At 61.0% G+C, this 12,791-nt stretch carries 14 protein-coding genes; 7 read left to right on the top strand and 7 right to left on the bottom strand.

Annotated elements, in window-relative coordinates:
* Positions 1-69: 69 nt before the first annotated feature.
* On the bottom strand, positions 70-1,719 hold the full coding sequence (gene ettA / locus BLW55_RS04590; RefSeq protein ID WP_090327016.1) for an energy-dependent translational throttle protein EttA: 1,650 nt from the start codon (positions 1,717-1,719) through the stop codon (positions 70-72).
* Positions 1,720-1,820: 101 nt separating this feature from the next.
* On the opposite strand from ettA, the gene BLW55_RS04595 reads away from it, so the two are divergent.
* The 3 genes from BLW55_RS04595 (at position 1,821) to BLW55_RS04605 (ending at position 5,659) form a co-directional block, all read left to right on the top strand.
* On the top strand, positions 1,821-2,750 hold the full coding sequence (locus BLW55_RS04595; RefSeq protein ID WP_090327018.1) for an alpha/beta fold hydrolase: 930 nt from the start codon (positions 1,821-1,823) through the stop codon (positions 2,748-2,750).
* Positions 2,751-2,840: 90 nt separating this feature from the next.
* On the top strand, positions 2,841-4,016 hold the full coding sequence (locus BLW55_RS04600) for a CaiB/BaiF CoA transferase family protein (RefSeq protein ID WP_090327021.1): 1,176 nt from the start codon (positions 2,841-2,843) through the stop codon (positions 4,014-4,016).
* Complete coding sequence (locus tag BLW55_RS04605) at positions 4,013-5,659, top strand: thiamine pyrophosphate-binding protein (protein WP_090327023.1); 1,647 nt, start codon at positions 4,013-4,015, stop codon at positions 5,657-5,659. Before BLW55_RS04600 ends, BLW55_RS04605 begins: the two co-directional genes overlap by 4 nt.
* A 238-nt stretch (positions 5,660-5,897) precedes the next feature.
* Here the strand turns inward: BLW55_RS04605 and paaE are convergent, their stop codons facing one another.
* Genes paaE through paaA form a run of 5 tightly spaced genes read right to left on the bottom strand, consistent with a single transcriptional unit; the run spans position 5,898 to position 9,594 of the window.
* On the bottom strand, positions 5,898-6,977 hold the full coding sequence (gene paaE / locus BLW55_RS04610; RefSeq protein ID WP_090327026.1) for a 1,2-phenylacetyl-CoA epoxidase subunit PaaE: 1,080 nt from the start codon (positions 6,975-6,977) through the stop codon (positions 5,898-5,900).
* 22 nt (positions 6,978-6,999) lie between these two features.
* On the bottom strand, positions 7,000-7,536 hold the full coding sequence (gene paaD, locus BLW55_RS04615) for a 1,2-phenylacetyl-CoA epoxidase subunit PaaD (RefSeq protein ID WP_090327029.1): 537 nt from the start codon (positions 7,534-7,536) through the stop codon (positions 7,000-7,002).
* Positions 7,533-8,306, bottom strand: a complete 774-nt coding sequence (paaC, locus tag BLW55_RS04620; RefSeq protein ID WP_090327031.1) for a 1,2-phenylacetyl-CoA epoxidase subunit PaaC — start codon at positions 8,304-8,306, stop codon at positions 7,533-7,535. Before paaC ends, paaD begins: the two co-directional genes overlap by 4 nt.
* Entirely contained in the window at positions 8,306-8,593 is a 288-nt protein-coding gene (gene paaB / locus BLW55_RS04625) for a 1,2-phenylacetyl-CoA epoxidase subunit PaaB (protein ID WP_007008364.1), read from the bottom strand. Before paaB ends, paaC begins: the two co-directional genes overlap by 1 nt.
* A 5-nt stretch (positions 8,594-8,598) precedes the next feature.
* Positions 8,599-9,594 (bottom strand): 1,2-phenylacetyl-CoA epoxidase subunit PaaA, encoded by a 996-nt coding sequence (gene paaA / locus BLW55_RS04630; RefSeq protein ID WP_090327034.1) that lies wholly within the window; start codon positions 9,592-9,594, stop codon positions 8,599-8,601.
* A gap of 117 nt (positions 9,595-9,711) precedes the next feature.
* Between paaA and BLW55_RS04635 the strand changes: the two genes are divergently transcribed.
* Positions 9,712-10,146 carry a PaaI family thioesterase gene (locus BLW55_RS04635; RefSeq protein ID WP_090327036.1) on the top strand — a complete coding sequence of 145 codons (435 nt, stop codon included), beginning with the start codon at positions 9,712-9,714 and terminating at the stop codon, positions 10,144-10,146.
* Between the two features lie 100 nt (positions 10,147-10,246).
* On the top strand, positions 10,247-10,582 hold the full coding sequence (locus BLW55_RS04640) for a hypothetical protein (protein WP_090327038.1): 336 nt from the start codon (positions 10,247-10,249) through the stop codon (positions 10,580-10,582).
* Positions 10,583-10,633: 51 nt separating this feature from the next.
* On the opposite strand, the gene BLW55_RS04645 is transcribed toward BLW55_RS04640, so the two are convergent.
* Positions 10,634-11,122, bottom strand: a complete 489-nt coding sequence (locus tag BLW55_RS04645) for a CreA family protein (RefSeq protein ID WP_025029630.1) — start codon at positions 11,120-11,122, stop codon at positions 10,634-10,636.
* Between the two features lie 435 nt (positions 11,123-11,557).
* Here BLW55_RS04645 and BLW55_RS04650 point away from each other — a divergent pair, with 435 nt between their 5' ends.
* Positions 11,558-11,830 (top strand): DUF3892 domain-containing protein, encoded by a 273-nt coding sequence (locus BLW55_RS04650; protein WP_090327041.1) that lies wholly within the window; start codon positions 11,558-11,560, stop codon positions 11,828-11,830.
* A 124-nt stretch (positions 11,831-11,954) separates the two neighbouring features.
* The gene (locus tag BLW55_RS04655; protein WP_090327042.1) at positions 11,955-12,533 is read left to right on the top strand and encodes a hypothetical protein; all 579 of its coding nucleotides are present in this window, start codon (positions 11,955-11,957) and stop codon (positions 12,531-12,533) included.
* Positions 12,534-12,791 lie beyond the last annotated feature (258 nt).

Consider the following 12,791-nt stretch of genomic DNA (forward strand, 5'->3'; position numbering starts at 1 on the left):
CTAAATGTCAAAATGATGAAGGGGCCGAGGCCCCTCCCAGAAACATTTTACCGACAAGACCGCGCCTGTCTACCGCGTCAGCCGCTTGTAGGTCACCCGCTTCGGATTGACGCTGTCGGGGCCGAGGCGGCGGATTTTGTCCTGCTCGTAATCCTCGAAATTGCCCTCGAACCATTCCACATGGCTGTCGCCCTCGAAGGCCAGGATGTGGGTGGCGAGGCGATCAAGGAACATGCGATCGTGCGAGATAATGACGGCGCAGCCGGCGAAGTTTTCCAGCGCGTCTTCGAGCGCGGCCAGCGTCTCGGTGTCGAGGTCGTTGGTCGGTTCGTCGAGCAGCAGCACATTGCCGCCTTCCTTGAGCAGCTTGGCCATGTGAACACGGTTGCGCTGACCGCCGGAGAGCGATCCGACTTTCTGCTGCTGGTCGCCGCCCTTGAAGTTGAAGGACGAGCAATAGGCGCGGCTGTTCACCTCATGAGCGCCGAGCTTGATGACATCGTTGCCGCCGGAAATCTCTTCCCAGACCGTCTTGTCGGGGTTGAGCGAGTCGCGGCTCTGGTCGACATAGCCGAGCTTGACGGTCTCACCGACGCGGATCTCGCCGGCATCGGGCTTTTCCTGCCCGGTAATCATGCGGAACAGCGTGGTCTTGCCCGCGCCGTTGGCACCGATCACGCCGACAATGCCACCGGGCGGAAGCTTGAAGTCAAGACCGTCGATCAGCAGGCGGTCGCCATAGCCCTTGGAAAGCCCTTCGGCCTCGATGACCACATTGCCGAGCCGCTCGCCGGCCGGAATGATGATCTGCGCATCGCCGGGACGGCGGTCGGCGGCAGACTGGACCAGCTCGTCATAGGCGCGGATACGCGCCTTCGACTTGGCCTGACGGGCCTTGGGGCTGGCGGCCATCCACTCGCGCTCGCGCGCAAGCGCCTTCTCGCGAGCGGCTTCCTCACGGCCTTCCTGTTTCATGCGCTTGGCCTTGGCTTCCAGATAGGCCGTGTAGTTGCCTTCATAGGGAATGCCGCGACCGCGGTCGAGTTCGAGAATCCAGCCCGTGACATTGTCGAGGAAGTAGCGGTCGTGGGTGATGATGAGCACGGCGCCTGGATATTCACGCAGGTGCTTTTCAAGCCACGCCGTCGTTTCGGCGTCAAGATGGTTGGTCGGCTCATCCAGCAGAAGGAGATCGGGCTGCCGCAGGAGAAGCTGGCACAGCGCCACGCGGCGCTTCTCACCGCCGGAAAGATGTTCGATGGACGCATCGCCAGGCGGGCAGCGCAGCGCCTCCATGGCCATCTCCACCTGGCTTTCCAGGTCCCAGAGGTTCTGGCTGTCGATCTGGTCCTGAAGCTGGGATGCCTCCTCCGCCGTCTCGTCGGAGTAGTCCATCATCAGCTCGTTGTAGCGGTCGAGGATCGCCTTCTTGGCCGCGACGCCCTCCATCACATTGCCCATCACGTCGAGGGCCGGGTCAAGCTGGGGCTCTTGCGGAAGGTATCCGCAGGTCGCGCCTTCGGCGAGCCATGCTTCGCCGGTGAATTCCTTGTCGAGGCCGGCCATGATCCTGAGCACCGTCGATTTACCCGCGCCGTTGGGGCCGAGAATGCCGATCTTGGCGTCCGGGTAGAAGGACAGGTGAACGTTCTCAAGAACCTTCTTGGAGCCATAGGCCTTGCTGAGGCCCGACATGTGGTAGATGAATTGGCGTGCCATGTGGCTCGTCGCGCTCCGTCTCACTCGAATTGGGGGGAACCTGTTGCGCAGCGTATGTAGGCCAAACGAAGCGGCGGGGCAATCCGCTGCACGGAGGGAAGATGGGCTTCGATGCTGAAACCCGGCTCGCAACGCCGGCCGGCTCCGATCTGCGCCTTTTCACGCGCCGGGCGAGTGGAAAGGTCCGTGCCGCGGTTCAGATCAACCATGGTGTTGCAGAGCATGCGGCCCGCTATGCCGGTTTTGCGGATTTTCTGTCTGAAAACGGTTTCGACGTCTATGCGCATGACCATCGCGGCCATGGAGCGACCACGGCGCCGGGTGCTCCGCTCGGTCATATCGGCCCAAAGGCGACCGCCGGAACGCTTCTGAAGGACGTAGAAGCCGTCCACAGACACATTGCTCAGGAGCGTGCCGGCCTCCCGATCATCATTTTCGGCCACTCCATGGGCGCCATGATCGCGATCAACTATGCGCTGCGCAATGGCCACCGCCTCGCTGGCGCGGCGATCTGGAACGCGCCACTTGCAACGCGGGCCGAGGCGCTTGCCGGGAAGGCAGTGCTCGCATGGGAGCGTTTCCGCCTGGGCTCGGACGTTCCCTCGCGGCTCCTGCCGAAACTCACCTTCGCCAATTGGGCGCGTGCCTTTCCCGACCGGCGTACCGATGCCGACTGGCTGTCGCGGGATGAGAGCGAAGTGGACAAATATATCGCAGACCCCCTCTCCGGGTGGGAAGCATCCATCGGCATCTGGACCGCGCTGTTCGATCTCAGCCTGAAGGCGGCCGACAAAGCGGCACTGGAGGCCGCCCGCAAGACATTGCCCTTCATGCTTGTCGGCGGCAGCGAGGACCCCTCCACCAAAGGCGGGAAGATCGTGCGCAAGCTCGAAAACCGACTGCGAGAGAGTGGCTTTTCGAATCTGGAAACAACGATTTACGACGGTTTCCGGCACGAATCTCTCAACGAAATCGGCCGGGAAAAGGCAATGGAGGATTTTGTCCGCTGGGCCGGAAAACTCATCAATTAATGCCAAAATAATGCGGTCTGCGCATCTGGAAGGCGACCGGACCGTTTGCTACCTCAAAAGCACAAAAATATTGGAGGGCTGCGGGCGATCATGAACAACCCACCCCTGAAGGGCGTTCGCGTCATCGAACTGGCGCGCATTCTGGCCGGCCCATGGGCAGGTCAGGTTCTGGCCGATCTGGGCGCCGATGTCATCAAGGTCGAAAACCCCAATGGCGGCGACGACACCCGCAAATGGGGACCGCCCTTCGTGGAAGGCGCGGACGGCGAGAACCTTTCGGCCGCCTATTACCATTCGTGCAACCGGGGCAAGCGATCCATCGCGCTCGACTTCTCGAAACCGGAAGAGGCCGAGAAGCTGAAAAAGCTGATCGCCACCGCCGACGTTCTGATCGAGAATTTCAAGCTGGGTGGTCTCAAAAAATACGGGCTCGACTATGAAAGCCTGAAAGCCATCAACCCGCGCCTCGTCTATTGCTCCATCACAGGCTTCGGCCAGACCGGCCCCTATGCGCCACGCGCGGGCTACGACTTCATCATTCAGGGCATGTCGGGCCTGATGTCCATCACCGGCGCACCGGGCGGCGAGCCGCAGAAGGTGGGCGTGGCGGTGAGCGACATCTTCACCGGGCTCTACTCGGTGATCGCCATTCAGGCAGCGCTGCGCCATGCGGAGGCGACCGGCGAAGGCCAGATGATCGACATGGCGCTGCTCGACAGCCAAGTGGCGGTGCTTGCCAACCAGAACATGAACTATCTCATCTCCGGCAACAGCCCGGTGCAGATGGGCAATGCCCATATGAACATCGCGCCCTATGAGGTGCTGCCGGTGAAGGACGGGCACATCATCCTCGCCGTGGGCAATGACGGCCAGTTCCAGCGCTTCTGCAAGATTGTCGGCCTTGACGAGCTGCCAAAAAACGAACGCTTTGCAACCAACCCGGCGCGCGTGGCTAACCGCGCTGCGCTGCGCGAGCGCATCGTGGCCACGCTGGCGGGTTGGGACAAGGCGGAGCTTTTGGCCAAATGCGACGCCAATGCGGTGCCGGCAAGCCCGATCAACACGATTGAAGAAATGTTCGCCGACCCGCAGGTGAAGGCCCGCGGCATGCAGCTTTCGCTCGGTGACGGGCACGGCACGGCGCTACCCTCGGTACGCTCCCCCATCAACCTTTCACAGACACCGCTCGCCTTTGAGCGGCCAAGCCCAAGGCTTGGCGAACACACGGCAGAGATCCTGCGCGAAATCGGAGACGACAACGAATGAAGACCGGCGGCCAGCTCATCGTCGACAGCCTTGAAGCCAATGGCGTCGACCGCATTTTCAGCGTGCCGGGCGAAAGCTACCTAGCGGTGCTCGACGCGCTTCACGATTCAAAGATCCGCAACATCGTCTGCCGCCAGGAAGGCGGCGCGGCGATGATGGCCGACTGCCACGGACGGCTGACCGGCCAGCCCGGCATTTGCTTCGTCACGCGCGGGCCCGGCGCAACCAACGCTTCGCCCGGCATCCACATCGCCATGCAGGACTCCACGCCGATGATCCTGTTCATCGGACAGGTTGCGAGCCATGCGCGTGAACGCGAGGCGTTTCAGGAAGTGGATTACCGCGCCTTTTTCGGCCCCATCGCCAAATGGGCGACCGAAATCGACGATGCGGCGCGGATTCCCGAAATCCTGACGCGCGCCTTTTCGGTGGCAACCTCCGGTCGCCCCGGCCCGGTGGTGATTTCGCTTCCCGAGGACATGCTGACAGATATGGTGGATGCGCCCGCACCACGGCCCTTCACGCCGGTCGAAACACGTCCGGGCGCAGCCGAAATGGAAGAGCTTGCGGCGCTTCTGAAGGGCGCCAAGCGTCCCTTCGTCATTCTCGGCGGCTCACGCTGGAACGAGAAGGCCGTGGCCGATTTGCAGAAGGCGGCGGAAGCGTGGTCCCTGCCCGTCGGCTGCTCGTTCCGCCGGCAGATGCTGTTTGATCACCTGCACTCCTCTTATGCAGGCGATGTGGGCATTGGCCCCAATCCGAAGCTTGCGGCGGCAATCAAGGAAGCCGATCTGGTGCTGCTCGTCGGTGGCCGCTTCAGCGAGATGCCCTCCTCCGACTACTCGCTCATCAAGAGCCCCTATCCCGACCAGAAGCTGGTCCATGTCCACGCCGACGCCGGCGAACTGGGCCGCGTTTACCGCCCGACACTTGCGATCAACGCTTCGGCAGCCGCTTTCGCGGAGGCATTTGCCGCACTTGCACCGAGCGACGCGCCATGGGCGGCGGAAACCGAGCGCCTGCATCAGGCCTATCTCGACTGGTCGACCCCGCCGAAGACCGGTCCCGGCGCAGTGCAGATGGGCCCGATCATGGACTATCTCGAAAGCGTTCTGCCGGACGATGCGATCTTCACCAATGGTGCGGGCAATTACGCCACCTGGGTGCATCGCTTTCATCGCTTCCGCCGTTTCGCCACGCAGGGCGCGCCGACCTCTGGCTCCATGGGCTACGGCACGCCGGCGGCGGTGGCCGCGAAGGCGCTCTTTCCCGAACGCCCGGTGCTGGCCTTTGCCGGCGATGGCTGCTTCATGATGAACGGTCAGGAATTCGCCACCGCCGTGCAGGAGAACCTGCCGATCATCGTGGTGGTGGTGAACAACGGCATTTACGGCACGATCCGCATGCATCAGGAGCGCGAATATCCCGGCCGCGTTTCCGGCACCTCGATCAACAACCCCGATTTCGCAGCCCTCGCCCGCGCCTATGGCGGGCATGGCGAGACGGTGGAAAAGACCGAGGACTTTGCAGCCGCCTTCGAGCGCGCGCAGGCGAGCGGGAAAGCGGCGCTGATCGAGATCAAGCTCGACCCGGAAGCCATCACGCCGGCAAAGACGCTCACGGATATTCGCGAGAAGCGCTGAGCATCGTTGGCCAACAGCCATGGCAGCGCGTGCCTTCTCCCCCGCCCTTCGACGAGCTCAGGATGAGGGAGAAGGCAGATTGACCGTGCTATCTTTGATTGGGCGGGATTACGCTTGAATGCCACTGACAGGTTGGGTTCCGACTTGCCAAGTCCTCCCACCAGCCCAGCCCTCATCCTGAGCTCGTCGAAGGACGGGGGCGGCATGCCAGATGCAGCGTAAAAACGATACCCGCCAATCAGGCCGCGTCGAAATCGAGAACCAGTTTCTTCTCCGTGGGGCGGGTCTGGCAGGCGAGCGTGAAGCCGGCTTCGACTTCCCAGGGTTCCAGCGAAAAGTTCACCGCCATTTCCGACTGCCCCTCCACCACGCGGCAGCGGCAGGTGCAGCACATGCCGCCGGCGCAGGAGTAAGGCAGCTCGATGCCAGCCTTGTGCGCGGCATCGAGCACCGTGCCATCGGCATCCTGCATGGAAAAGCTGCGGCGCACGCCATCGACCACGACTTCGACCGCAACACCTTCCTGAACAGCCTCACGCGCGGCCTTCGACGCCTTGCGCGGGGCCGGCGCTTCGCCCGACGGCGTGAAGCGCTCGAAGCGGATGCGGTCGCGCTCGACACCCATGGTCTGAAGCGTGCCGGATACCGCGTCGATCATCTCGCCGGGGCCGCACAGGAACACGCCATCCATGGCGGCGGGCTCGATGAGGCCGCCATCAGCGAGCTCGCCCACGCGGGAAGCGTCGATGCGGCCATTCAGAAGCTCCACATCCTGCGTTTCGCGCGACAGAAGGTGGATCAGCGTGAAGCGGTTCATATAGCAGTCCTTGAGATCGTTCAGTTCCTCGAGGAACATGATCGTCTCGGTAGAGCGGTTGCCATAGACCAGCGTGATCGTGCTGTCGGGCTCATGGGCCAGAACCGTGCGGGCGATGGAGAGCATCGGCGTGATGCCAGAGCCGGCGGCAAACAGAAGGTAATCGTGGCGCTCGCCCTTGAGCGCGGTAAAACGCCCCTGCGGCGGCATCACGCGGATCGTGTCGCCGACCGAAAGCACATCGTTGACGAAGGTAGAGAAGCGGCCATCGGCAACTTTCTTCACGCCGACGCGCAGATAGGGATCGCCGGGCGCGGAACAGATGGAATAGGAGCGTCGCGCCTCCTGCCCGTCAATATCGGTGGCAAGCGTCAGATACTGGCCGGGCGTGAAGGCAAACGCCTCCGCCTGATCCGCCGGGATTTCGAAGGCGATCGCCACGGCTTCAGGGGTCTGGCGCTCGATGGAGGTCACTTTCAGATCGTGAAAACGCGGGGCCATGGTCACCTCGGTCTGGGGTCGGTCAGATACATTTGAAATAGTCGAACGGCTCGTGGCAGCTCTGGCAGCGATAAAGCGCCTTGCAGGCCGTGGAGCCGAATTCGGAAATGCGTGCGGTCTCAAGCGAGCCGCAGCGCGGGCACGCCACTTCCGTCTCGCCAAAAAGGGCGCGAATGGAGTTGGAGGCTTTCACGGGTGGCGCGATGCCATAGGCGCGCAGCTTTTCGCGCCCCTCCTTCGTAATCCAGTCCGTCGTCCAGGCGGGCGAAATGACACGCTCCACGCGCGGTTCGAAACCGGCTTCACGCAGCGCCGTTTCCACCGCCAGTTCAATGGCGAGCACCGCCGGGCAGCCCGTATAGGTGGGCGTGACGCGGGCGACGGCCACATCGCCATCCATCTCGACACCGCGCAGGATGCCGAGTTCGGCAATGGTGACGGCAGGGATTTCCGGATCGACCACAGCGGCAGCGGCGCGATAGGCGCGCTCTTCCTTCTCCCCGCCTGCGGAGAAAAGGCGGCCTGAGGGAAAGGCCGTCACCACCGTTTCGCCGATCACCACGTCATCCCCGGATAGGTGCGCTGCATGTATTGCAGTTCTGCAAGCAGGAAGCCCAGCGCCTCGCCATGGCGGCCCTGCCGACCGCCGGTCTGGCCATAGGGCGTTTCCACCCAGTCGAGCCCCGCTTCGGCGAACACTGGACCGACGATGGCGTCGAAAGCAGGCCGCAAAGTGGACGGATCGGGCGCGATGCCGGCCTCGGCAACAGCCCGCGAAACCTCGTCGCTCTCGAACAGTTCGTCCACATAGGGCGCCAGCGCCTCGACCGCCGCCTTCATACGGCGCGTGCTTTCCTCGCTGCCATCGCCAAGGCGCACCACCCATTCGCCGGCATGGCGGATGTGATAGGCGACTTCCTTCTCGGCCTTGGCGGCAATGCCGGCGAGATGCTCGTCGGTTGAGGTCATCATGGCCTGCCAGAGCGGTTGCATGAAGGCTGCAAAGTAGAACTGGCGCAGCATGGTGTGTGCGAAATCGCCGTTCTGGCGCTCGGCCATCAGGCAGTTCACATAGTCGCGCTCGCCGCGCACATAGGCCAGTCGATCCTCGTCGCGGCCCTTGCCTTCAGCCTCGCCGGCATACTGGTAGAGCGACCGCGCCTGACCGATGAGATCGAGCGCCATGTTTGGCATGGCGAGGTCTTCTTCCAGCATGGGCGCGTGACCGCACCACTCCGAAAGCCGGTGACCTAAGATCAGATGATCGTCGGCAAGCCGCAGCAGAAACGCCGTCAGCATCTCGCTGGAAACAGGAGAAGCGGTGGCCATCACATATGCCCCACATCTTCGGGAATGTCGTAGAAGGTCGGGTGACGGTAGACCTTGGAGAGAGATGGCTCGAAATTCTCGTCCTTGTTTTCCGGGTCCGACGCGGTGATCGCAGACGACGGCACGACCCAGATGGAGGTGCCCTCACCCCGGCGCGTATAGACATCGCGCGCGGCCTGAAGCGCCATCACCTCGTCGGCGGCGTGCACCGAGCCGCAATGCTTGTGCGCCAGCCCGTTGCGCGGGCGGATGAAAACTTCCCAAAGGGGGATCAGGTTCTTCGTCATGTGGCTCACTCCGCCGCCATTTTCGCCGCATCGCGGCGGGCTTTCCGTTTTTCCGCATGCGCGAGTGCCGCCTCGCGCACCCATGCGCCATCGTCCCAGGCTTTCCGCCGGGCCTCGATGCGCTCGCGGTTCATGGGGCCATGCCCCTTCACCACGCGCCAGAACTCGTCCCAGTCGATGGGGCCGAAATCGTAAGAGCCCTTCTCATCGTTCCACTTGAGGTCGGGATCGGGAAAGGTCAGGCCGATGAACTCGCCCTGCGGCACCGTTGCATCGACGAATTTCTGGCGCAGCTCGTCATTGGTGAACCGCTTGATCTTCCATTTCATGGACTGGTCGCTGTGCTGGCTGTCGCCGTCCGAAGGACCGAACATCATGAGCGAGGGCCACCACCAGCGGTTCAGCGCATCCTGCGCCATCTCCTTTTGCTCGGGCGTGCCACGCGCCAGCGTCATCATGATCTCGTAGCCCTGACGCTGGTGAAAACTCTCTTCCTTGCACACACGGATCATGGCGCGGGCATAGGGGCCGTAGGAACAACGGCAAAGCGGGATCTGGTTCATGATGGCCGCGCCATCCACCAGCCAGCCGATCGCGCCAATGTCGGCCCAGGTCTGCGTGGGGTAGTTGAAGATGGAGGAATATTTTGCCTTGCCGGACAGAAGCTCTTCGGTCATTTCCTCGCGCGAGACGCCCAGCGTCTCGGCGGCGGAATAGAGATAGAGCCCGTGGCCGCCCTCATCCTGCACCTTGGCAAGCAGGGCCGCCTTGCGGCGCAGCGACGGCGCGCGCGTGATCCAGTTGCCCTCCGGCAGCATACCGACAATCTCGGAATGCGCGTGCTGGCCGATCTGGCGAACGAGCGTCTTGCGATAACCCTCCGGCATCGGGTCGTTGGGCTCGATCTTTTCCTCGGCGTCGATCCGCGCCTGAAAGGCGGCGAGAAAGGCCTCGTCTTCGGTGGTATCGGTCTTCGCGCCGATAAGCCCTTGGCTATACATCGCTCGTCCTCCATGCTCACGCGCGACTCAGGGCGGGGCAAAGCCCACATTCAATATGTAACAAAAACTCTCTAAACTTGCAATATTTCGTAACGCTTTTTCGCGAATGGAGGATAGATGAGCGAAACGACCACCGGAGAGGCGGCCCTCAAGGCCGCGCGCGACACGCTTGCAACGGTGTTCGCACCATGGATCGCGGCCCTTGAAATAGAAGCGCTTTCAGCCGACGAAACGGGCACGGACTTCCGCTTGCCGGAAAACGTGGACCTTGCGCATGCGGGCGGTGTTGTCTGTGGGCAGGCGACCGCCTCGGCAGCGGATACATGCGCGGTGGCGGCCCTTTCTGCCGTCAATGGCCGCTTCCGCACCTGCACCACGGTAGACATGACCACGCATTTCATTCGGCCGCTCAAACCCGGTCCGGTGGCGATCCGGGTCGAGGTTCTGTCGAACGGAAGGCGCATGGCCTATGTACGGGTGGAGATGCGGGCCGAGGGCGACACCCGCCTCGCCTTCACGGCAACTGGTGCTTACGCATATCTTGACGGATAAACTTCCACGACCGCGCGTTTTATTTCGAGTGACAGTTCAGTCAAAATTAAAGTAGCCTGACCTTGCAATTCTCACTGCAATTGCGCCGTGGAGGAAAGTTATGATCAGATCATTTGAAGATTTCGATGAATTTTGCGGGGACGACCAGAAGCTTGATTCATCGCACCTTTCGATCCTCAGCAATGAGGAAATCTCCTTCTTCCGTCATTGCCTGGATTTTGACAAGAACGGCTTTGTTTCAAAGATCTATTTCGGGGATCTTGCGAAAGCCGGGCTCAACGATTTTCAGATCGCCGAGGTGGCCGCCCTTTTCGGCATCGAAGAAAAGCGCTTCAAGCGCACCTATCACGCCTTTGGCGACGCGCAGGGCAACTGTGTCTACCGCGCGTACTGGTGGTGCCCATACGACAGGCCTCGACTTGCCGAATCTCAATAGACGGCATTGACATCTGCGGGTGCGCAGACCGCACCCGCCTCCTGCGACAGCCTATTTCTCTTCTGTCCAGACCGCTTCCTGCGCGTAGAGTGGCACGGTCGAGATCGCCATCTTGGCCGAACCGTCCTGCACCTGGCGAGCGTGGGAAAGATAGATCAGCGTGTCATTCTTCTCGTCATAAATGCGCTTGACGACGACGGACTTCCAGATCAGCGACTGGCGCTGCTTGAACACCTCCTCGCCATCTTCGCCAAGATCGATGTCACCAACAACGATAGGACCGGTCTGGCGGCAGGAAATGGAGGAATTTGACGGATCCTCGAACCAGTTCCCCTTCTGCAGACGGTCGATCACACCCCGGTCGAAATAGGTGACGTGGCAGGTCACGCCCTCGACCTTGGGATCGCGCACGGCCTCGATGATAATGTCGTTGCCGAGCCAGTCGACACCGATTTCGCCCACCTGCTCGGCGGATGCGGGGGCTGCGATGAAAACGGACGCGATGAGTGATGCGGCAAGGGTCGGGAGGGAAAAACGCATGGCCTGTCTCGAACGGTTCAAACTCGGATGCCCCCAATATGGGGGCTGACCGGCGCGAATGGAATGCGTCCCGGGGCACGAAGCTTGCTAGGGCTGAGACTCAATCATAGCCAGAATGCTGTCACTGTATTGCTGCTCTGACGGCGTGCGTGGTCGTGGCGCTGCCGTGACGAATTTGCCATAATGCTTCCTTCCATTCCAACGAAAGAAGAACAAGAGCAACCTGTGAATCACGGGCGTAGCGGGGTTCAACCCTTGCGCGCGCATGCCGTTGCGGCATCCAATGAAAACGGCGGTGGCTGATTCTCTCCCCAGAGCACCACCGCCGTTAACGCAACCAGCCGCAGGGGGCTTGGCTACGACGTACGCTCGTCACACTAAAATTCGAGGCGATTCCGTCAAGCTTCCTGTGACCTTATCCCACAGGAGACCCAGATGGGAACCTTTCGAGTAAACTGTCACAAACCAGACAATGACGATCCAGACCGCCGAATTCAGGGCCTTGGTGGCAAGGGCAGCACGCAATGGTATCGAACCATTGATCAACTGATCAGCCTGATAGAAGGCGGTGACAAATTCTGGACCGTGGATACGCAAGGTAATTCTGTTTGGATTGAAGTGCATGTCCGCAAAGGACGTAAGTACCTCAAGACTGAATCAAACGGCATTGAGCCTAACAATCTCTTGGCACGCCCGGTGTGTCCTTAGAGCCGTCAGGAGCGCGACGTCCGTATCCCTCCCGGTCTTCGGATCGGGAGGGGTCTTCAACAGGCGGCGCAATACCTCGTCGCCCTTTTCCTGGTCTTTGTCTCTTGAGGGGGAAGAAACACCCGTGGAACCTGGTGAGGACATTCTTTGGATCGGCCTTCCTGTCTCTGGCGAAATGGTCGCGGAGTTAGGGCAGTTCATAGCCCAATGGGGCTTTATGGAAACTTACCTTAACATGCTTGTCTTGAGTATGATGGCGCGGCCCCAAACAGACGAGGAAATGCGCCACCTACCAATGGCCCTGAAAAAGAGACTGGCGCTCCTCAAGGGTTCGGCCCAATCTCGATTCCCTGAATGCCCATCTCTCGTAGAGCGCATCCGCCACATCGCCACGGAAATTAAACTTCTAAAGCCGGACCGTGAAGCAATCGCACACGGCATGTGGTCTTCTCGCGATGCAACTTCCGTCAGCATTACCACCTTTCATAACCAAAAATGGTCGAGCAAATCATTCACGCTGTATCAAATTCGCCAGCGATCTATCGCAGTGTCGGCCCTTTCACGACGCATTATGGCGATACTCAACGCAGGTTCTCTGAAGGGCACCGATTGGGCCTTTCCGCTTCCACCGCACGAAATAGATGCGATACGAACCGCCTTCTGTCGTATTCCTCCCCCTCCTCATACTCGATCAGGAGAGTAACCCCAACCTGAACCATCTCAGGTGTCACCTCAATTTCCGCCTCGTTTAGTGCCGGCCTGTCAGCCGAACCAATACCCATTTTAGCCTCGGTACGCCAAGTATATAATTAGGATAAAATTCCTATACTTTTCTTGATGTGATGCGAGGAACGATGCGCGTTCCAAAGACAATTCAGATGCTTGGGAAAAAGAAAAAGATCAGGGTTGCGGGTATGAGCGCGGGTTTATCCCCGGACGGGCCAGCTCTATCGCATCCTCA

This window comes from Nitratireductor aquibiodomus, from assembly GCF_900105565.1.
GTDB lineage: Bacteria > Pseudomonadota > Alphaproteobacteria > Rhizobiales > Rhizobiaceae > Nitratireductor > Nitratireductor aquibiodomus.

Bases quoted from the DNA above. Each gene is read 5' to 3' on its own strand.
- ettA (WP_090327016.1), bottom strand. From the start codon at position 1,719: ATGGCACGCCAATTCATCTACCACATGTCGGGCCTCAGCAAGGCCTAT.
- BLW55_RS04595 (WP_090327018.1), top strand. From the start codon at position 1,821: ATGGGCTTCGATGCTGAAACCCGGCTCGCAACGCCGGCCGGCTCCGAT.
- BLW55_RS04600 (WP_090327021.1), top strand. From the start codon at position 2,841: ATGAACAACCCACCCCTGAAGGGCGTTCGCGTCATCGAACTGGCGCGC.
- BLW55_RS04605 (WP_090327023.1), top strand. From the start codon at position 4,013: ATGAAGACCGGCGGCCAGCTCATCGTCGACAGCCTTGAAGCCAATGGC.
- paaE (WP_090327026.1), bottom strand. From the start codon at position 6,977: ATGGCCCCGCGTTTTCACGATCTGAAAGTGACCTCCATCGAGCGCCAG.
- paaC (WP_090327031.1), bottom strand. From the start codon at position 8,306: ATGGCCACCGCTTCTCCTGTTTCCAGCGAGATGCTGACGGCGTTTCTG.
- paaB (WP_007008364.1), bottom strand. From the start codon at position 8,593: ATGACGAAGAACCTGATCCCCCTTTGGGAAGTTTTCATCCGCCCGCGC.
- paaA (WP_090327034.1), bottom strand. From the start codon at position 9,594: ATGTATAGCCAAGGGCTTATCGGCGCGAAGACCGATACCACCGAAGAC.
- BLW55_RS04635 (WP_090327036.1), top strand. From the start codon at position 9,712: ATGAGCGAAACGACCACCGGAGAGGCGGCCCTCAAGGCCGCGCGCGAC.
- BLW55_RS04640 (WP_090327038.1), top strand. From the start codon at position 10,247: ATGATCAGATCATTTGAAGATTTCGATGAATTTTGCGGGGACGACCAG.
- BLW55_RS04645 (WP_025029630.1), bottom strand. From the start codon at position 11,122: ATGCGTTTTTCCCTCCCGACCCTTGCCGCATCACTCATCGCGTCCGTT.
- BLW55_RS04650 (WP_090327041.1), top strand. From the start codon at position 11,558: ATGGGAACCTTTCGAGTAAACTGTCACAAACCAGACAATGACGATCCA.